Consider the following 13,703-nt stretch of genomic DNA (forward strand, 5'->3'; position numbering starts at 1 on the left):
TGCATCGATATGCAACCAGTTGCATAGTGAATCGAAAGTTAGCACGGCGTTCGCAGGCTTTCAATACCCGTGACCAACGCATTGGCGCGCTGTGACGCTTGCGCCGGGCGATTACCGTACGGTGCCGCGCATCCGCTGCGTGGGGACGCGGTGGCGCCTTGTCTACAATGTGCCCAATGAATCAGCAGGAGTGCAGGTGAGCGACGATCCTCGACCGGCAGCCGCGGGCCGCGATCTGTTCGAAGGCAATCTGGCGGACTGGCATGCCGATCCCGAGCGGGCTTTCGATGGCTGGCTGGCGGTCCATGGCTTTGGCCATGGCACCGCAGTGGTCTATCGGGCCATGTGGGGCAAGCTGCTGCGCTGGTCGCGCGAACATGGCGTCGCGCCGCTGTCGTGGTCGGCCGCGCAGATCGGCGCCTTCCTGGATGCCGAGGGGCTCCACAAGCGCCATCGCTATCGCTATACGCGGCTGATCGAGCGCGTCTTTCACTACCTGTCGCTGCAGCAGGCGGGCCTGCATAACCCCGGCAGCCAGGCGGTGCGGGCCCATCTGGCCGAAGGCGACAACGATCCGACCCCCTTCCTGCTGCCGGCCGAGCGCGACGCCGTGGTGGCGCGTGTGCTGGAACCGGTCACGATGCCGGACGCGGATGCCACGCCGAGCGCGACCGCCTGGAAGCGCGCGCGGGACATCGCGGTGGTCGCCACGATGCTGGGCGCCGGCCTCAAGGTAGGCGAGGTACGGGGGCTGCGGCTCGACAGCATTGCGTCCGACGCCAGCGAGCTGCGGCTGACCCGTACCGACAACGGCCGCACCTATCGCGCGCCCGTGTTCGACTTCGCCCGCCGGCCCCTGCTTGCCTGGCTGGCGGTGCGAGAGGCGGGTGGCACGCTCGGCACGCTGGTGTTTCCGGCACAGCCCGCGGGACGGCCGCTGCACGCCGCCTCGCTGTACCGGCGGGTCGAGCAGTTGCTGGACGAGGCCGGCGTGCTGGACGGACGCACCGAGCGCGCCTCGCCGCAGACGCTGCGCAACAGCTATGGCGCGCTGCATTTCGAGGCCGGCGCCGAGCCGGCCACCGTCGCACAGTATCTGGGCATGCGCGATCTGGAGTCGGGCTGGCGGCTGCACGCAGCGTATACCGCCTGGCAGGCGCGCAGCGGCCAGCTTGCCGCGGCCGGGGCGGGATCGCCGGCCGGGTTACCATAACGCCCCTGACGGCGGTGGCTCGGCCCCGCCGTCCGCATGTTCAATCGATAAAGTTCACGATGCCAGACACTCTGCTGCTGACCGGTGCCACCGGCTATATCGCTTCGCATACCTGGGTTGCACTGCTCGCGGCCGGCTACGACGTGGTCGGGCTGGACAATCTGTCCAACAGCAACCGTGCGGTGGTCGACCGGATCGCCACCATTTCCGGCAAGACGCCGCGATTCGTCGAGGGTGACGTGCGCGACCGCGCCTTGCTGGACCGGCTGTTCGCCGAGCACAAGATCGGCGGCGCGATCCATTTCGCCGCGCTGAAGGCGGTCGGCGAATCGGTGGCGCAGCCGCTCGCCTACTACGACAACAACCTGAACGGCCTGCTGACGCTGTGCGCGTCGATGCAGGGGGCCGGCGTCAAGACGCTGGTATTCAGCTCCTCGGCCACCGTCTATGGCAATCCGCATGCGGTGCCGATCCGCGAGGAATTCCCGCTGTCGGCGACCAATCCCTACGGCCAGACCAAGCTGATGGGCGAGCAGATCCTGCGCGATCTCGAACGCGCCGACCCGCACTGGCGTATTGGGTATCTGCGCTACTTCAACCCGGTCGGGGCGCACGAAAGCGGCTTGATCGGCGAGGATCCGGGCGGCGTGCCGAACAATCTGATGCCCTATGTGGCGCAGGTGGCGGCGGGCCGCCGGGAGCGCCTGATGGTGTTTGGCGGCGACTATCCGACCCCGGACGGCACCGGCGTGCGCGACTACATTCACGTTTGCGACCTGGCCGACGGCCATCTGGCGGCGCTGCGCTATTTGAACGAGCGCGGCGAGGGAATGACGGTCAACCTGGGAACGGGCCGCGGTTACAGCGTGCTGGAGGTGGTGGAAGCGTATCGCCGCGCCAGCGGGAAATCGATTCCGTATGAAATCGTCGCCCGCCGCCCCGGGGATATTGCCTCGTGCTATGCGGACCCGGCATTGGCACAGCGCCTGCTCGGCTGGCAGGCGCGTCACGATCTGGACCGGATGTGCGCGGACTCGTGGCGCTGGCAGTCGATGAATCCGCTGGGGTTTGCGTCCTGAGGGACGATCCTCGCCGATTGCCGCAATGAAAAACCGGGCCTGGGTTTGGCCCGGTTTTTTTATTGCCCCGCGCCGACCCCAATCCCGGTGGCTGGGGCTTGCCGGTGTGGTGACGCCGCAAGGCGTCCCGGCGGATGCTGCCTTTATCGCACCAGGAAGTCGTCGATCGATTTTCCGGAGGCCAGCGCCTGGGTCAGCCAGCCGGGGCGCTTGCCGCGGCCCGTCCAGGTATTGCCAGCGCTGTCGCGATAGCGCACAGGCACTTTGCGCGCGGTTTTCTTGCCGGGTACCGCCTTGCTGCCAAAACCGAGATCTTCGGCGGTCAAGCCATATTCTTCGATTTTCTTGCGGATATCGTCGATTACCGCTGCCTGCTCTCGTGCCTTGATCTCTTCGGCTTGCTTCTGCAATTCGTTGATTTTCTGAACGATTTCCTGATAGGTTGCCATTTTGAGACCTCTGATTACGGTGGGCGAGATGAACGGCATGAATTATAACGGCCTGCGATAGCGATGCAAATGCTGGCGCAGGTTGAAACCGATTTTTGACAAAATCGGTCACGAAACCTTTCATGATGAACTTTTCTCGCGCCGGTCGGTCGCCGGCGTCATCTTTGGCCGGATTCCATGCGATTGCCGCCTCGCCGGCGTGGTTTCGTGATGCCATGGGCCTGGCTCTTTCGTTTGTCGCATTCGTTTTGTGCAATATGGCGCGGTAAAACGGATGCGATGTTGCCCTTGGCGCGTTTCCATTGCCCGTCGGCGTCACGGATCTCCGCCACAGGGACCCCGCCGCCATTCCCCGATTCAAGTAATCCCCACCGGCGGTCGATATCCCCACAGCATGGGCTGTCGCCCGGCAGGTTGGCGGACTGTCCGCCGCTACTGATCGATCGAGTCGTCCCATGTCCTTGCGTCGCCTTGTCCTGTCTTCGTCGTCGAATGTCCGCGCACAGCTTGCTGCCAGCGCGGGTGAAGCCAGGCAACGTGCGATCACCGACTGCTTTCGTTGCAATAAGGTGACGTCGCGTGCACTGCGTGCGGTGGCTATGCTAACGTCCCGGGCGATGCCGACCCGGCGGCCGACGGCAGCCGGTGCGTGCACGGTGCGCCGGGGTCCCGCACCACGATTTGCCGCGCTCGACGCGGTTCCGCAATACCAAGGGCGTCCCGTCGCCGGCCTGCGGGCCCGAGCCTGACGGCGCCACCTACACGCATTCCGCAGCGCCCCCTTCGATATGAGTTTTAGCGTTCTGCTGCTCGCCATCCTGCTCGGCATCGCCGTCGGCCTTCGCGCTGTCGGCCGTGGCCGCGATGGGACGGGATGGTCCGGCCGCATGATGGCCCTGACCGCGGGACTGGTGTCGCAGGCGTCGATCGGCCTGCCGGTCTGGGTCGTGTTGCTGTCCGGCTCGGTGCCGCGTTCAGCGGAGTGGTCGCAGGCGCTGGCCGCGCTCGTGGGCGGCATCGCGACGACGGTGCTGGCCCAATGGCTGCACCGCGCGCTGGCGTACTGGCGCGGTGCCGCCATGCTGGCGACGCTGGCCGGCGCGGGCGTGATCGCCGCGGCAGGAATCGGGCTTGGCCACCAGTGCGGCGGCGCGGCCTCGCGCACCGCCTGCATCGATGCGGTGAACCTGCTGCATCCGGCCTGGTTCGGCCTTGGCCTGGCCGTGCTGGGGACGGCGGCGTTCGCGCTGTTGTCGTTGCTGGACCGCCGCCATGCGCCGCAGCGCGAACGCGACGTCCTGCTCAGCGATGCCGGCGAGCCCGAGAGCGAGCGCAACGGCGGCGCGTCGCCGGGTTTGCCGGCGCGGATCGTGCGCCGGCTGAACGGCCGCATGCCGGGCCGGTTGACGGTCCGTCCCGTGGGGCGCGGCCAGGCGACCGTCGGTGAATACAGCGTGGCGACCGATGTGCCCGATCGCGCGGCGTTCGCCCGCTGGCTCGACCAGTCGATCGCCCATGCGCGGCTGGCCGAGACCAGCTGCGCGGTGCTGCTGATCCATATCGCCGACTTCCGCGAGGTCGATGAAGTCTTCGAGGTGCGCGCCGACGACATCCTCGCTCAGGACGCCAGCGTGCTGGCCCAGGCCGCGCTGGAGCCGCACGACTTCCTGGCGCGTCTGGCCCGCGACGAGTTCGCGGTCGGCGTCCCGGCGCTGCTCAATTCGAATCGCGCGCACGAGCTCGGCTCGCGCGTGCTGGCGTCGATCTCCGAGTTCGTCACCGCGCGTGGCCTGCAGATGCAGATCGGCGTCAATATCGGCATCGCGGTCTATCCGCGCGACGCGCAGAGCTCGGAAGGGCTGATGCAGGCGGCGCGCGTCAGCCTGTCCGAGGCGCGCGAATCCGGCTCGAACCAGGTGCGCACCTTCAATTCCGCCGCCGGCGAGCGCGCGCGCCGCATGCGGGTGATCCGCCGCGACCTGTGGCTGGCGATCCAGGACGACGGCCTGTCGCTCGAATACCAGCCGAAGTTCGACGTCGACGCGCGCACCGTGGTGGGCGCCGAGGCGCTTTGCCGCTGGCGCCATCCGACGCTCGGCGCGGTCAATCCGGCCGAATTCATCATGGTGGCCGAGCAGTCCGGTCAGATCGACAAGCTGGACGACTGGGTCATCGCCAGCGTCTGCAGCCAGGTGCGCGAGTGGCAGGACGCCGGCCTGCCGGTGGTCCCGGTCGCGATCAACGTGTCGGGGCTGCGCTTCGCCAGCCGCGATTTCCCGCAGTACCTGCTCGAGCAGATCCACCAGCACGACATTCCGCCGTCGGCGATCACGCTCGAGATCACCGAGACGGCGGCGATGAAGGACATCGCGCAGTCGTTGGAGACGCTGACCGAACTGCAGGCGCTCGGCATCCACGTCGCGCTGGACGACTTCGGCAGCGGCTATTCCAGCCTGGGCTATCTGAAGCGGCTGCGGGTCGGCACGCTGAAGATCGACCGCACGCTGATCGGCGGCCTGGAGTCGGATCCGCAGGGCCGCGCTATCGTCGGTTCGATGGTCGCGCTGGCGCACGAGCTGCGGATGCGCGTGGTAGCCGAGGGCGTCGAATCGCAGGCCCAGCTGGACATCCTGGCGCGCATGGGCTGCGACGAAGTGCAGGGCTATCTGCTGGCCCGCCCGATGGAAGCCGCCGGCTTCGCCGACCTGCTGATCACTGCGCGCCGCTGAACGCCACGCCTCGGAACCTGCGAACTAAAGGAAGCGAGCCTGCCGGCCGATAAGTCTGGTTGGCGCACAGCGCCGCGGTATGGGGCCGATCCCGGTCCGATATGGCGGCACGCGCCGCAGCGATGCGCCGGCAGGGGCCGGCGCCGACCAGCACAGCATACGGATCGCCGCACGGACCATGCCGGCCGATCCGCCGCCGTTTCGAGGTAGCCGCCATGCCAGCTCAACGCATTCTTGTCGTCGACGATTCGCCTTCCCTGCGTCGCATGATCGCCGCCTGCCTGCGCGCCGGCGGCTACGACGTCGCCGAGGCGGGGGACGGCGACGAGGCGCACGCGGCGGCCGAGGCCGCATCGCCGGCGCAGCCGTTCGACATGCTGGTCACCGACCAGGTGATGCCGGGCATGGACGGCCTGACGCTGATCCGCCGGCTGCGCGCCACGACGCGCTACGCCGCGATGCCGATCCTGATGCTGACCACCGAGGCCGACGGCCAGATCCGCGCGCAGGCGCGCGAGGCAGGCGCCAGCGGCTTCCTGCCCAAGCCCTTCGATCCCGATCAGCTGATGCAGTCGGTCGCCGCGCTGCTATCCCCCTCCGAAGAGGGGTAATTCCGGCCGCTTCCGACCCTTCAGCCGCGCATCGGAACTGCCGATAACCAGCAAGGGGCGAGGCGCGCGCCGTTCGCGGGCGCCGTTGGGGCCGCGCCATCGCGGCGCCATCGCCATGCAGTTGCCAGGGCAGTTGCCACGCAGTGGTCAATAAAGGCGGTCGGGCCGGCTGGGGTGCACTCCGCCAGCGTGCAACGACGGCCACAACCGGGGAGCGGGAGCGCAAGATGAACGTCAGCATCAGGACCGAAGGAAGCGGCGAGGAGTTTCTCGCCTTCACGCTGGGTCGCGAGGAATACGGCGTCGACATCCTCAAGGTGCAGGAAATCCGCGGCTACGAGGCGGTCACGCAGATCGCCAACGCGCCGGCCTATCTGAAGGGCGTGATCAACCTGCGCGGCACCATCGTGCCGATCGTCGACCTGCGCATCAAGTTCCAGCAGCAGACCGTCAGCTACGACCAGTACACGGTCGTCATCATCGTCGACCTGAACCATCGCACCACGGGCATCGTCGTCGACGGCGTCTCCGACGTGCTGACGCTGACCCCCGCCCAGATCAAGCCCACGCCGCAGTTCTCCGGCAATCTCGACACCGAATACATCCGCGGCCTCGGCTCGGTCGAAGACCGCATGCTGATCCTGGTCGATATCGAGAAGCTGCTGGCGACCGAGGAGCTGGCCGCGATCGAAGCCGCCGCCGCGGCCTGACGCGCGCACCCCGAACGAATCGAGCAGCACAACGTCATGAGAAACAACCAGCCTGTCACCGCGCGCGAATACAAGCTCGCGCCCAACGATTACCTGATCTCGCGCACCGACCTGAAGGGCCGCATTACCTTCGCCAACCGCGCGTTCATCGAGGTCAGCGGCTTTACCGCCGAGGAACTGCTCGGCGCTCCGCACAATCTGGTGCGCCATCCCGACATGCCGCCCGAGGCCTTCGAGGACCTGTGGCGCACGCTGCAGGCGGGCCGCTCGTGGGTCGGGCTGGTCAAGAACCGCCGCAAGAACGGCGACTACTACTGGGTCAGCGCGACGGTGACGCCGACCCGCGTCGACGGACAGACCGTCGGCTATACGTCGGTGCGCTCGATGGCGAGCGCCGAGCAGATCGAGGCGGCGCAGGCCGCGTACGCGCGCATTCGCGCCGGCAACGCCGGCGGCATCCGCATCCGCGAGGGCGCGGTGGTCCGCCGCGGGCCGCTGGGCTGGATCGACGGGCTGCGCCGCCTGGGCCTGCGCGGCCGCATCATGCTGTCGCAGGGCGTGGGCCTGGCATGGTTCCTGGCGGCGCTGGTCGCCTTCGAGTTGCTGGCCGAACCGCAGACGCGCGCGGCACTGCGGCCATGGCTGTGGGGCGGCTTCGTACTGGCGGGGCTGTCGGCGATGGCCACCGGCGCGGCGCTGCTGGCGATGGTGCATCGGCCGATGCGCGAGATGCTGGACTTCGCGCTGCGCCTGGGTGCCGGCGACCTGACCACGCGCTACGAGTTCTCCAGCAACGACGAGATCGGCGCGCTGGCCAAGGCGATGCAGACCATGCAGCGCAGCCTGCTGTCGGTCGTCCGCGAGATCCAGGAAGGCATGAGCGCGATCGCCACGGCCACGCGCCAGGTGGCCGCCGGCAACAACGACCTGTCGCAGCGCACGGAGCAGCAGGCGGCGTCGCTGGAAGAGACCGCGTCGAGCATGGAAGAGCTGACCGGCACGGTGCGCCAGAACGCGGACAACGCGCGGCAGGCCAGCGGCCTGGCGGCCAACGCGTCGGAGACTGCGGTCAAGGGCGGCGAGGTGGTCGGCCGGGTGGTGCAGACGATGGACGAGATCAACGGTGCGTCCAAGAAGATCGTCGACATCATCGGCGTGATCGAGGGCATCGCGTTCCAGACCAACATCCTGGCGCTGAACGCGGCGGTGGAAGCGGCGCGCGCAGGCGAGCAGGGCCGCGGCTTCGCGGTGGTGGCCGGCGAGGTGCGCAGCCTGGCGCAGCGCAGCGCCAATGCGGCCAAGGAGATCAAGGGCCTGATCGGCGATACGGTGGCGCGGGTGGACAACGGCTCGGCGCTGGTGGGCCAGGCCGGACAGACCATGGGCGAGATCGTGCAGGCGGTCAAGCGGGTGACGGACATCATGGGCGAGATCAGCGCGGCGTCGGCCGAGCAGAGCTCGGGCATCGAGCAGGTGAACCAGGCGGTGGCGCAGATGGACGAGGTCACGCAGCAGAACGCGGCGCTGGTCGAGCAGGCCGCCGCCGCGGCCGGTTCGCTCGAGGACCAGGCCGCGCGGCTGCGCGACGCGGTGGCGGTGTTCCGCGTCAGCCTGCACGCCGAGCCGCGCCCGCAACGTCCGCGCGCCGCGGCGGTGCCCGACACTGCAGCGCCGCGGCTGGCACGCGCGTGATGATGGGTTTTTGACGGGCGATCGGGACGGACGCCGGCAGGCGCCCGGCACCGATCGAAGCACGGACAGCAGTATCAACCGGCACGACAACGAAGCCGGAAAGCAAGCCGGCAAGCGCACCGATCGCTGGCGATCGGCGCCGCATCCGGCCGGACGGTCATCCAGAAGAAGAGGTAGTTCTCATGCAATGGTTCAAGCAACTGCGAGTCGCGACGAAGCTGGTCGTCGGCTTTCTGATCGTTTCCGTCATCGGCATGGCGATGGGCCTGCTGGGGGTGGTCAATATGGGCCGGATGACCGAGTGGACCAGCCGGATCTACAACACCGACCTGCAGGCGCTGAAGGCCGTGCAGGACGCCAACATCAATCTGCTGTACGCCAGCCGCGCGCAGATCGCGCTGCTGTCGGCCTCGACGATGGGTGAACGGACGACCGAGAAGACGCTGATCGAGAAGTCGTTCGGCGTGGTCGACGAGCGCATCAAGCAGGCCCGCAATTCCTTCCAGACCGAACAAGGCCAGGCGCTGATCAAGCAGTTCGATACGTTGCTGCCGGCCTATCGCGACCGCATGGCCAAGTACGTCGAGCTGGTCTCGCGCCAGCCGCTCGATACCTCGCAGTTCGAGAGCCAGGTGTTCGAGGAAAGCACGGCGCTGCTCAAGGATGGCCATGCGATCGAAGAGCTGATGTTCAACATGGTCAAGCGCCGCGACGCCGGTGCCCGCGCGAACATGGAAGAAGCCGAGGGGGTCTACGAGAGCTCGCGCCTGTGGATGCTGGCGCTGGTGCTCGGCGGCCTGGCGGTGTCGTTGCTGCTCGGCGTGTTCCTGGCCCGCGCGCTGTCGCGCCAGCTGGGCGGCGAACCGGCCTACGCGGCCGCGATCGCATCGCGCATCGCCGACGGCGACTTCTCGACCGAGATCAAGCTGCGCGCCGGCGACCGCGACAGCATGCTGTACGCGATGAAGCAGATGCAGCTGCAGCTATCGGGCATGGTGCAGGAGTTCAAGACCGCGGCCGAATCGATCGCGTCGGCCTCGCGCGAAATCGCCGCCGGCAACAACGACCTGTCGCAGCGCACGGAGCAGCAGGCGGCGTCGCTGGAAGAGACCGCGTCGAGCATGGAAGAGCTGACCGGCACGGTGCGCCAGAACGCGGACAACGCGCGGCAGGCCAGCGGCCTGGCGGCCAACGCGTCGGAGACTGCGGTCAAGGGCGGCGAGGTGGTCGGCCGGGTGGTGCAGACGATGGACGAGATCAACGGTGCGTCCAAGAAGATCGTCGACATCATCGGCGTGATCGAGGGCATCGCGTTCCAGACCAACATCCTGGCGCTGAACGCGGCGGTGGAAGCGGCGCGCGCAGGCGAGCAGGGCCGCGGCTTCGCGGTGGTGGCCGGCGAGGTGCGCAGCCTGGCGCAGCGCAGCGCCAATGCGGCCAAGGAGATCAAGGGCCTGATCGGCGATACGGTGGCGCGGGTGGACAACGGCTCGGCGCTGGTGGGCCAGGCCGGACAGACCATGGGCGAGATCGTGCAGGCGGTCAAGCGGGTGACGGACATCATGGGCGAGATCAGCGCGGCGTCGGCCGAGCAGAGCTCGGGCATCGAGCAGGTGAACCAGGCGGTGGCGCAGATGGACGAGGTCACGCAGCAGAACGCGGCGCTGGTCGAGCAGGCCGCCGCCGCGGCCGGTTCGCTCGAAGACCAGGCCGCCCGCCTGCAGGCGTCGCTGGCCCGCTTCCGTCTGGCCGCCGACGAGCTGTTCGCGCCGTCGCTGCAGGCCCCGTCGGTCGCCAGCCCGATCGCCGCTCCCGCGGCGCCGGCATCGGCCGCCGCGGTCGCCAGCCGTCACGACGAGCCTGCTGCAGCGGATCGTGCGGAACGTACCGAACGTGCCGAACGCGCCGAACGTGCCGAGCCGGCTCCGGCCAAGTCCGCCCCGCGCCTGCCGGGCCGTCCGGCTCCGCGCGCTGCCACCGCCGCTGCGGCTGCTGCCGCCGCCGGTGCCGACAGCGACTGGAGCGCCTTCTGAACACCCCGCCGCGGCGGGGCGGGCGCGGCCGGCACGGCGCGCCCCCGACCATGACAGACGATGAACAGCGAAATCACCCTGTCCCTGCCGCGTGAGGCCGCGGACAAGCTGCGCGGCGAGTTCGACCATTTCGTCCGGCTCTCCACGGGGCTGGACCGGCAGTTCGTGCCGCCCTCGTTCGAGGACTTCCTGCGTGCGCGCGTGATGCACCAGGACGGGCCGCTGACCGAGCGCGCGGTCACGCGCCTGCTGACCGGCGGCGAGTACGCCTGGGCCAAGCGCGTGTTCGACAAGCAACTGCCGCATGCGCTGGCCAATCTGATGCGCGATGCCGAACGCTTCGGCTTCGGCCTTGCGGTGCGCTCGGAATGGTCGCAGTCCGAACGGCTGGCGCAGGCGCGCAAGTGGGCGGTCGAGATTCTCGACCACGCCGGCGCCGATCCGGCGCTGGCCGATACGCTGGCAGAACACATCGCCAACGCGGCGATCGACGTGCGCACGATCGAAGAACAGATGCAGACGCCGGCCTGGCGTCTTGCCGACAGCCTGCGCCGGCGCGTCTACGACCTGCTGTATCTGGTGCAGACCGAGCGCGGCACTGGCGCCGCGCTGACCCGCCTGGGAGAGCTGCGCGCGATGGTGGGCCTGGCGCTCGACTACGGCGCGATCGACGCGCAGGAAGCGGGCCGCGTGATGGAGCAGATCGAGCACGCCCGGCCGCACCTGTTCCGCGACGAACCCGACGATGTATTCGCGCGGCTCGCCGCGTGGCTGCGCCGCGTCTTCAAGCCGATGCCGGCTGCGCCGTCAATGGTGGAAAGCGACAGGCGTTCGCCGTGAACGTGAAGCGTTTCCAGTAACACGGGAAACTCGCCCGAAAACTGCGCTGAATCGCCTCCCAAGTGATTCTCGCAGCATGTCTGCTGTTACAGATTTGATTCAGATCACGTTACAAGGTTGTTACATCTGTCTGCGTCGTTTCGGCCATGTATCATCCGTACGACAATGCGCATCCCCAACGTAAGTAGGGATTGGCAGCGGCAGCCGATTGCCGATATAAAGCGGTCAGTCCATTTACATTCCGTAACATTTGTTACCAGATGTGAGTTTTGTAACTGGACCGGAGTAGTTCCGATCAGATGTAGTACCCGTCGCACACGCACTGAAACGATCTGGACGCCGGAGGTCTGCCACCGGTAAGCGCTGGACAAGCGGGCGAGGGTTCCTTGGTAGCGGGGATAAATTGGAAAGCAGTGAACTTCTGCAGGAGATCAGGGAGGTCAATCTCGCCTATCTGCTGCTCGCGCAACGCCTGGTGCGCGAAAACCAACTCGAAGCCATGTTCCGCCTGGGCGTCAGCAAGGAGATCGCTGACATCCTGGCCAAGCTGACGCCGGCTCAGCTGGTCAAGCTGGCGGCGTCCAACATGGTCCTGTGCCGATTCCGGTTCGACGATCACGCGTTGCTGTCCACGCTGACGCATACCGCCAAGAGCCACGATATGCAGCAGATCCACGCTGCGATCCTGCTCGCGCGGCAACCGGTGGAGTCGCTCAATTGAGCGCGCTGCTGCAGGCCCAACCGGCCCGGAGCTACACGGCCGCTCCGGCCGCCCCGCGCAAGAGCGTACTGCAGGATGCCAACCAGACGCAGCTCGCCATCGAGCTGATCGGCCTGGGTGCGCGACTGCAGGTGCTCGAAGCCGAGACCACGCTGTCGCGCGACCGGCTGATCCGTCTGTACAAGGAACTGCGCGGCGTGTCCCCGCCCAAGGGCATGCTGCCGTTCTCGACGGACTGGTTCACGACCTGGCTGCCGAACATCCACTCGTCGCTGTTCTTCTCGGCCTACCAGTTCATGGTCGAGCAGGGCGAGGCGAGCGGCATTCGTGCCGTGGTCGCCGCATACCGGCTCTACCTCGAGCACGTGTCCCTGCTAGGCGGCGAAATTGTCTTAAGTTTTACGCGTGCCTGGACGTTAGTACGGTTCTTCGAGAGCAATATGCTGCAGCTTTCCAGTTGCACATGCTGCGGAGGACAGTTCGTCACACACGCCTACGAGCCGAACGCGAACTTCGTCTGCAGCCTGTGCCGGCCGCCATCGCGCGCGGGCAAGGCAAAGAAGCCCTCGAAGGACGCCACGCCAGCGCAACCCGCCTGATTCACGCCGGGCTTGCGCGGCGAGCCAGACCGAGGCGGCACGGCGCGCAGCTTGCCGTGTCTTCCGAGGTACGGCTCGCGCGTGTCCGACGCGTGTTTTTCTGACGGGGAATCGATCGTGCTAGTTGTTCTTGGCTATGTCGTCGTAGTGGCGGCGGTGCTTGGTGGATACGCCATGACTGGCGGCCACATGGGCGCGCTATATCAACCGGCAGAACTGGTGATCATTGGCGGCGCCGCGGTCGGCGCCTTCATCAGCGCCAACAGCGGCAAGGCGATCAAGGCGACCTTGCGCGCGCTGCCGCAGCTGCTCCGCAGCAGCAAATACAACAAGGCGCTGTACATGGAAGTGATGGCGCTGCTGTACGTGCTGCTGTCCAAGGCGCGCCGCGAGGGCATCCTGTTCCTCGAAAAGGAAATCGCCGATCCGGCCGCCAGCAGCGTCTTCAGCCAGTACCCGCGCATCCTCGCCGACCCGGCGATGATGGAATTCCTGACCGACTATCTGCGCATGATGGTCAACGGCAACATGAATGCCTTCGAGATCGAGGCCCTGATGGACCACGAGATCGAGACCTTCAAGCACGAGGCCGAAGTGCCCGCCCACGCGCTGGCGCGGGTCGGCGATGCGCTGCCGGCATTCGGCATCGTCGCCGCGGTGATGGGCGTGGTCCATGCGCTGGCCTCGGCCGACCTGCCGCCGTCGGTGCTGGGCGCGCTGATCGCGCATGCGATGGTCGGTACCTTCCTGGGCATCCTGCTTGCCTACGGCTTCGTCTCGCCGCTGGCCTCGCGCGTCGAGCATCAGGTTGCCGAGACGGTCAAGATGTATCAGTGCATCAAGGTCACGCTGCTGGCTTCGCTGAATGGCTACGCGCCGCTGGTCGCGGTCGAGTTCGGCCGCAAGGTGCTGTACTCGAGCGAGCGTCCGTCGTTCCTGGAACTGGACGACCACGTGCGCGAAGTCAAGAGCCTGACGTAAGCGCGTCGTCCAGGCAGTCCGCGAGCCAGTCCATTCGTCCGTCCAA

The 13,703-nt window shown here is 67.4% G+C and carries 12 protein-coding genes; 11 read left to right on the forward strand and 1 reads right to left on the reverse strand.

Translation table 11 applies throughout. From position 1 onward, the window contains the following. Positions 1-196: 196 nt before the first annotated feature. Positions 197-1,213 (forward strand): tyrosine-type recombinase/integrase, encoded by a 1,017-nt coding sequence (locus LRR16_RS00215; RefSeq protein WP_172682482.1) that lies wholly within the window; start codon positions 197-199, stop codon positions 1,211-1,213. Positions 1,214-1,272: 59 nt separating this feature from the next. Beyond that, positions 1,273-2,292, forward strand: a complete 1,020-nt coding sequence (gene galE, locus LRR16_RS00220; protein ID WP_232204317.1) for a UDP-glucose 4-epimerase GalE — start codon at positions 1,273-1,275, stop codon at positions 2,290-2,292. A gap of 143 nt (positions 2,293-2,435) precedes the next feature. On the opposite strand, the gene LRR16_RS00225 is transcribed toward galE, so the two are convergent. Next, positions 2,436-2,741: an H-NS family nucleoid-associated regulatory protein gene (locus LRR16_RS00225; RefSeq protein WP_006577758.1), complete on the reverse strand. Its 306-nt coding sequence runs from the start codon at positions 2,739-2,741 to the stop codon at positions 2,436-2,438. Between the two features lie 887 nt (positions 2,742-3,628). Here LRR16_RS00225 and LRR16_RS00230 point away from each other — a divergent pair. The 9 genes from LRR16_RS00230 to motA all read left to right on the forward strand — a co-directional run bounded on the left by LRR16_RS00230 (position 3,629) and on the right by motA (position 13,657). After that, entirely contained in the window at positions 3,629-5,470 is a 1,842-nt protein-coding gene (locus LRR16_RS00230; RefSeq protein WP_370646726.1) for a putative bifunctional diguanylate cyclase/phosphodiesterase, read from the forward strand. Positions 5,471-5,685: 215 nt separating this feature from the next. Continuing rightward, positions 5,686-6,081, forward strand: a complete 396-nt coding sequence (locus LRR16_RS00235; protein WP_232204319.1) for a response regulator — start codon at positions 5,686-5,688, stop codon at positions 6,079-6,081. A gap of 227 nt (positions 6,082-6,308) precedes the next feature. Continuing rightward, complete coding sequence (locus LRR16_RS00240) at positions 6,309-6,791, forward strand: chemotaxis protein CheW (protein WP_006578649.1); 483 nt, start codon at positions 6,309-6,311, stop codon at positions 6,789-6,791. A gap of 36 nt (positions 6,792-6,827) precedes the next feature. Continuing rightward, positions 6,828-8,483: a PAS domain-containing methyl-accepting chemotaxis protein gene (locus LRR16_RS00245; protein WP_232204320.1), complete on the forward strand. Its 1,656-nt coding sequence runs from the start codon at positions 6,828-6,830 to the stop codon at positions 8,481-8,483. A gap of 182 nt (positions 8,484-8,665) precedes the next feature. Further along, complete coding sequence (locus LRR16_RS00250) at positions 8,666-10,516, forward strand: methyl-accepting chemotaxis protein (RefSeq protein ID WP_232204321.1); 1,851 nt, start codon at positions 8,666-8,668, stop codon at positions 10,514-10,516. A gap of 60 nt (positions 10,517-10,576) precedes the next feature. Then, positions 10,577-11,356 carry a DUF4088 family protein gene (locus LRR16_RS00255; protein ID WP_006579235.1) on the forward strand — a complete coding sequence of 260 codons (780 nt, stop codon included), beginning with the start codon at positions 10,577-10,579 and terminating at the stop codon, positions 11,354-11,356. Positions 11,357-11,759: 403 nt separating this feature from the next. After that, on the forward strand, positions 11,760-12,077 hold the full coding sequence (gene flhD / locus LRR16_RS00260) for a flagellar transcriptional regulator FlhD (RefSeq protein WP_006579236.1): 318 nt from the start codon (positions 11,760-11,762) through the stop codon (positions 12,075-12,077). Then, a complete protein-coding gene (gene flhC / locus LRR16_RS00265) occupies positions 12,074-12,676 on the forward strand; it encodes a flagellar transcriptional regulator FlhC (protein WP_006579237.1) in 603 nt (200 codons plus the stop codon). Before flhD ends, flhC begins: the two co-directional genes overlap by 4 nt. A 117-nt stretch (positions 12,677-12,793) precedes the next feature. After that, the gene (gene motA / locus LRR16_RS00270) at positions 12,794-13,657 is read left to right on the forward strand and encodes a flagellar motor stator protein MotA (protein WP_006579238.1); all 864 of its coding nucleotides are present in this window, start codon (positions 12,794-12,796) and stop codon (positions 13,655-13,657) included. Positions 13,658-13,703 lie beyond the last annotated feature (46 nt).

It is taken from the genome of Cupriavidus sp. UGS-1 (assembly GCF_021213615.1).
Lineage (GTDB): Bacteria > Pseudomonadota > Gammaproteobacteria > Burkholderiales > Burkholderiaceae > Cupriavidus.

Excerpts from the sequence above, each read along its gene's own strand:
- galE (WP_232204317.1), top strand. The coding sequence starts at position 1,273 with ATGCCAGACACTCTGCTGCTGACCGGTGCCACCGGCTATATCGCTTCG.
- LRR16_RS00225 (WP_006577758.1), bottom strand. The coding sequence starts at position 2,741 with ATGGCAACCTATCAGGAAATCGTTCAGAAAATCAACGAATTGCAGAAG.
- LRR16_RS00230 (WP_370646726.1), top strand. The coding sequence starts at position 3,629 with ATGATGGCCCTGACCGCGGGACTGGTGTCGCAGGCGTCGATCGGCCTG.
- LRR16_RS00235 (WP_232204319.1), top strand. The coding sequence starts at position 5,686 with ATGCCAGCTCAACGCATTCTTGTCGTCGACGATTCGCCTTCCCTGCGT.
- LRR16_RS00240 (WP_006578649.1), top strand. The coding sequence starts at position 6,309 with ATGAACGTCAGCATCAGGACCGAAGGAAGCGGCGAGGAGTTTCTCGCC.
- LRR16_RS00245 (WP_232204320.1), top strand. The coding sequence starts at position 6,828 with ATGAGAAACAACCAGCCTGTCACCGCGCGCGAATACAAGCTCGCGCCC.
- LRR16_RS00250 (WP_232204321.1), top strand. The coding sequence starts at position 8,666 with ATGCAATGGTTCAAGCAACTGCGAGTCGCGACGAAGCTGGTCGTCGGC.
- LRR16_RS00255 (WP_006579235.1), top strand. The coding sequence starts at position 10,577 with ATGAACAGCGAAATCACCCTGTCCCTGCCGCGTGAGGCCGCGGACAAG.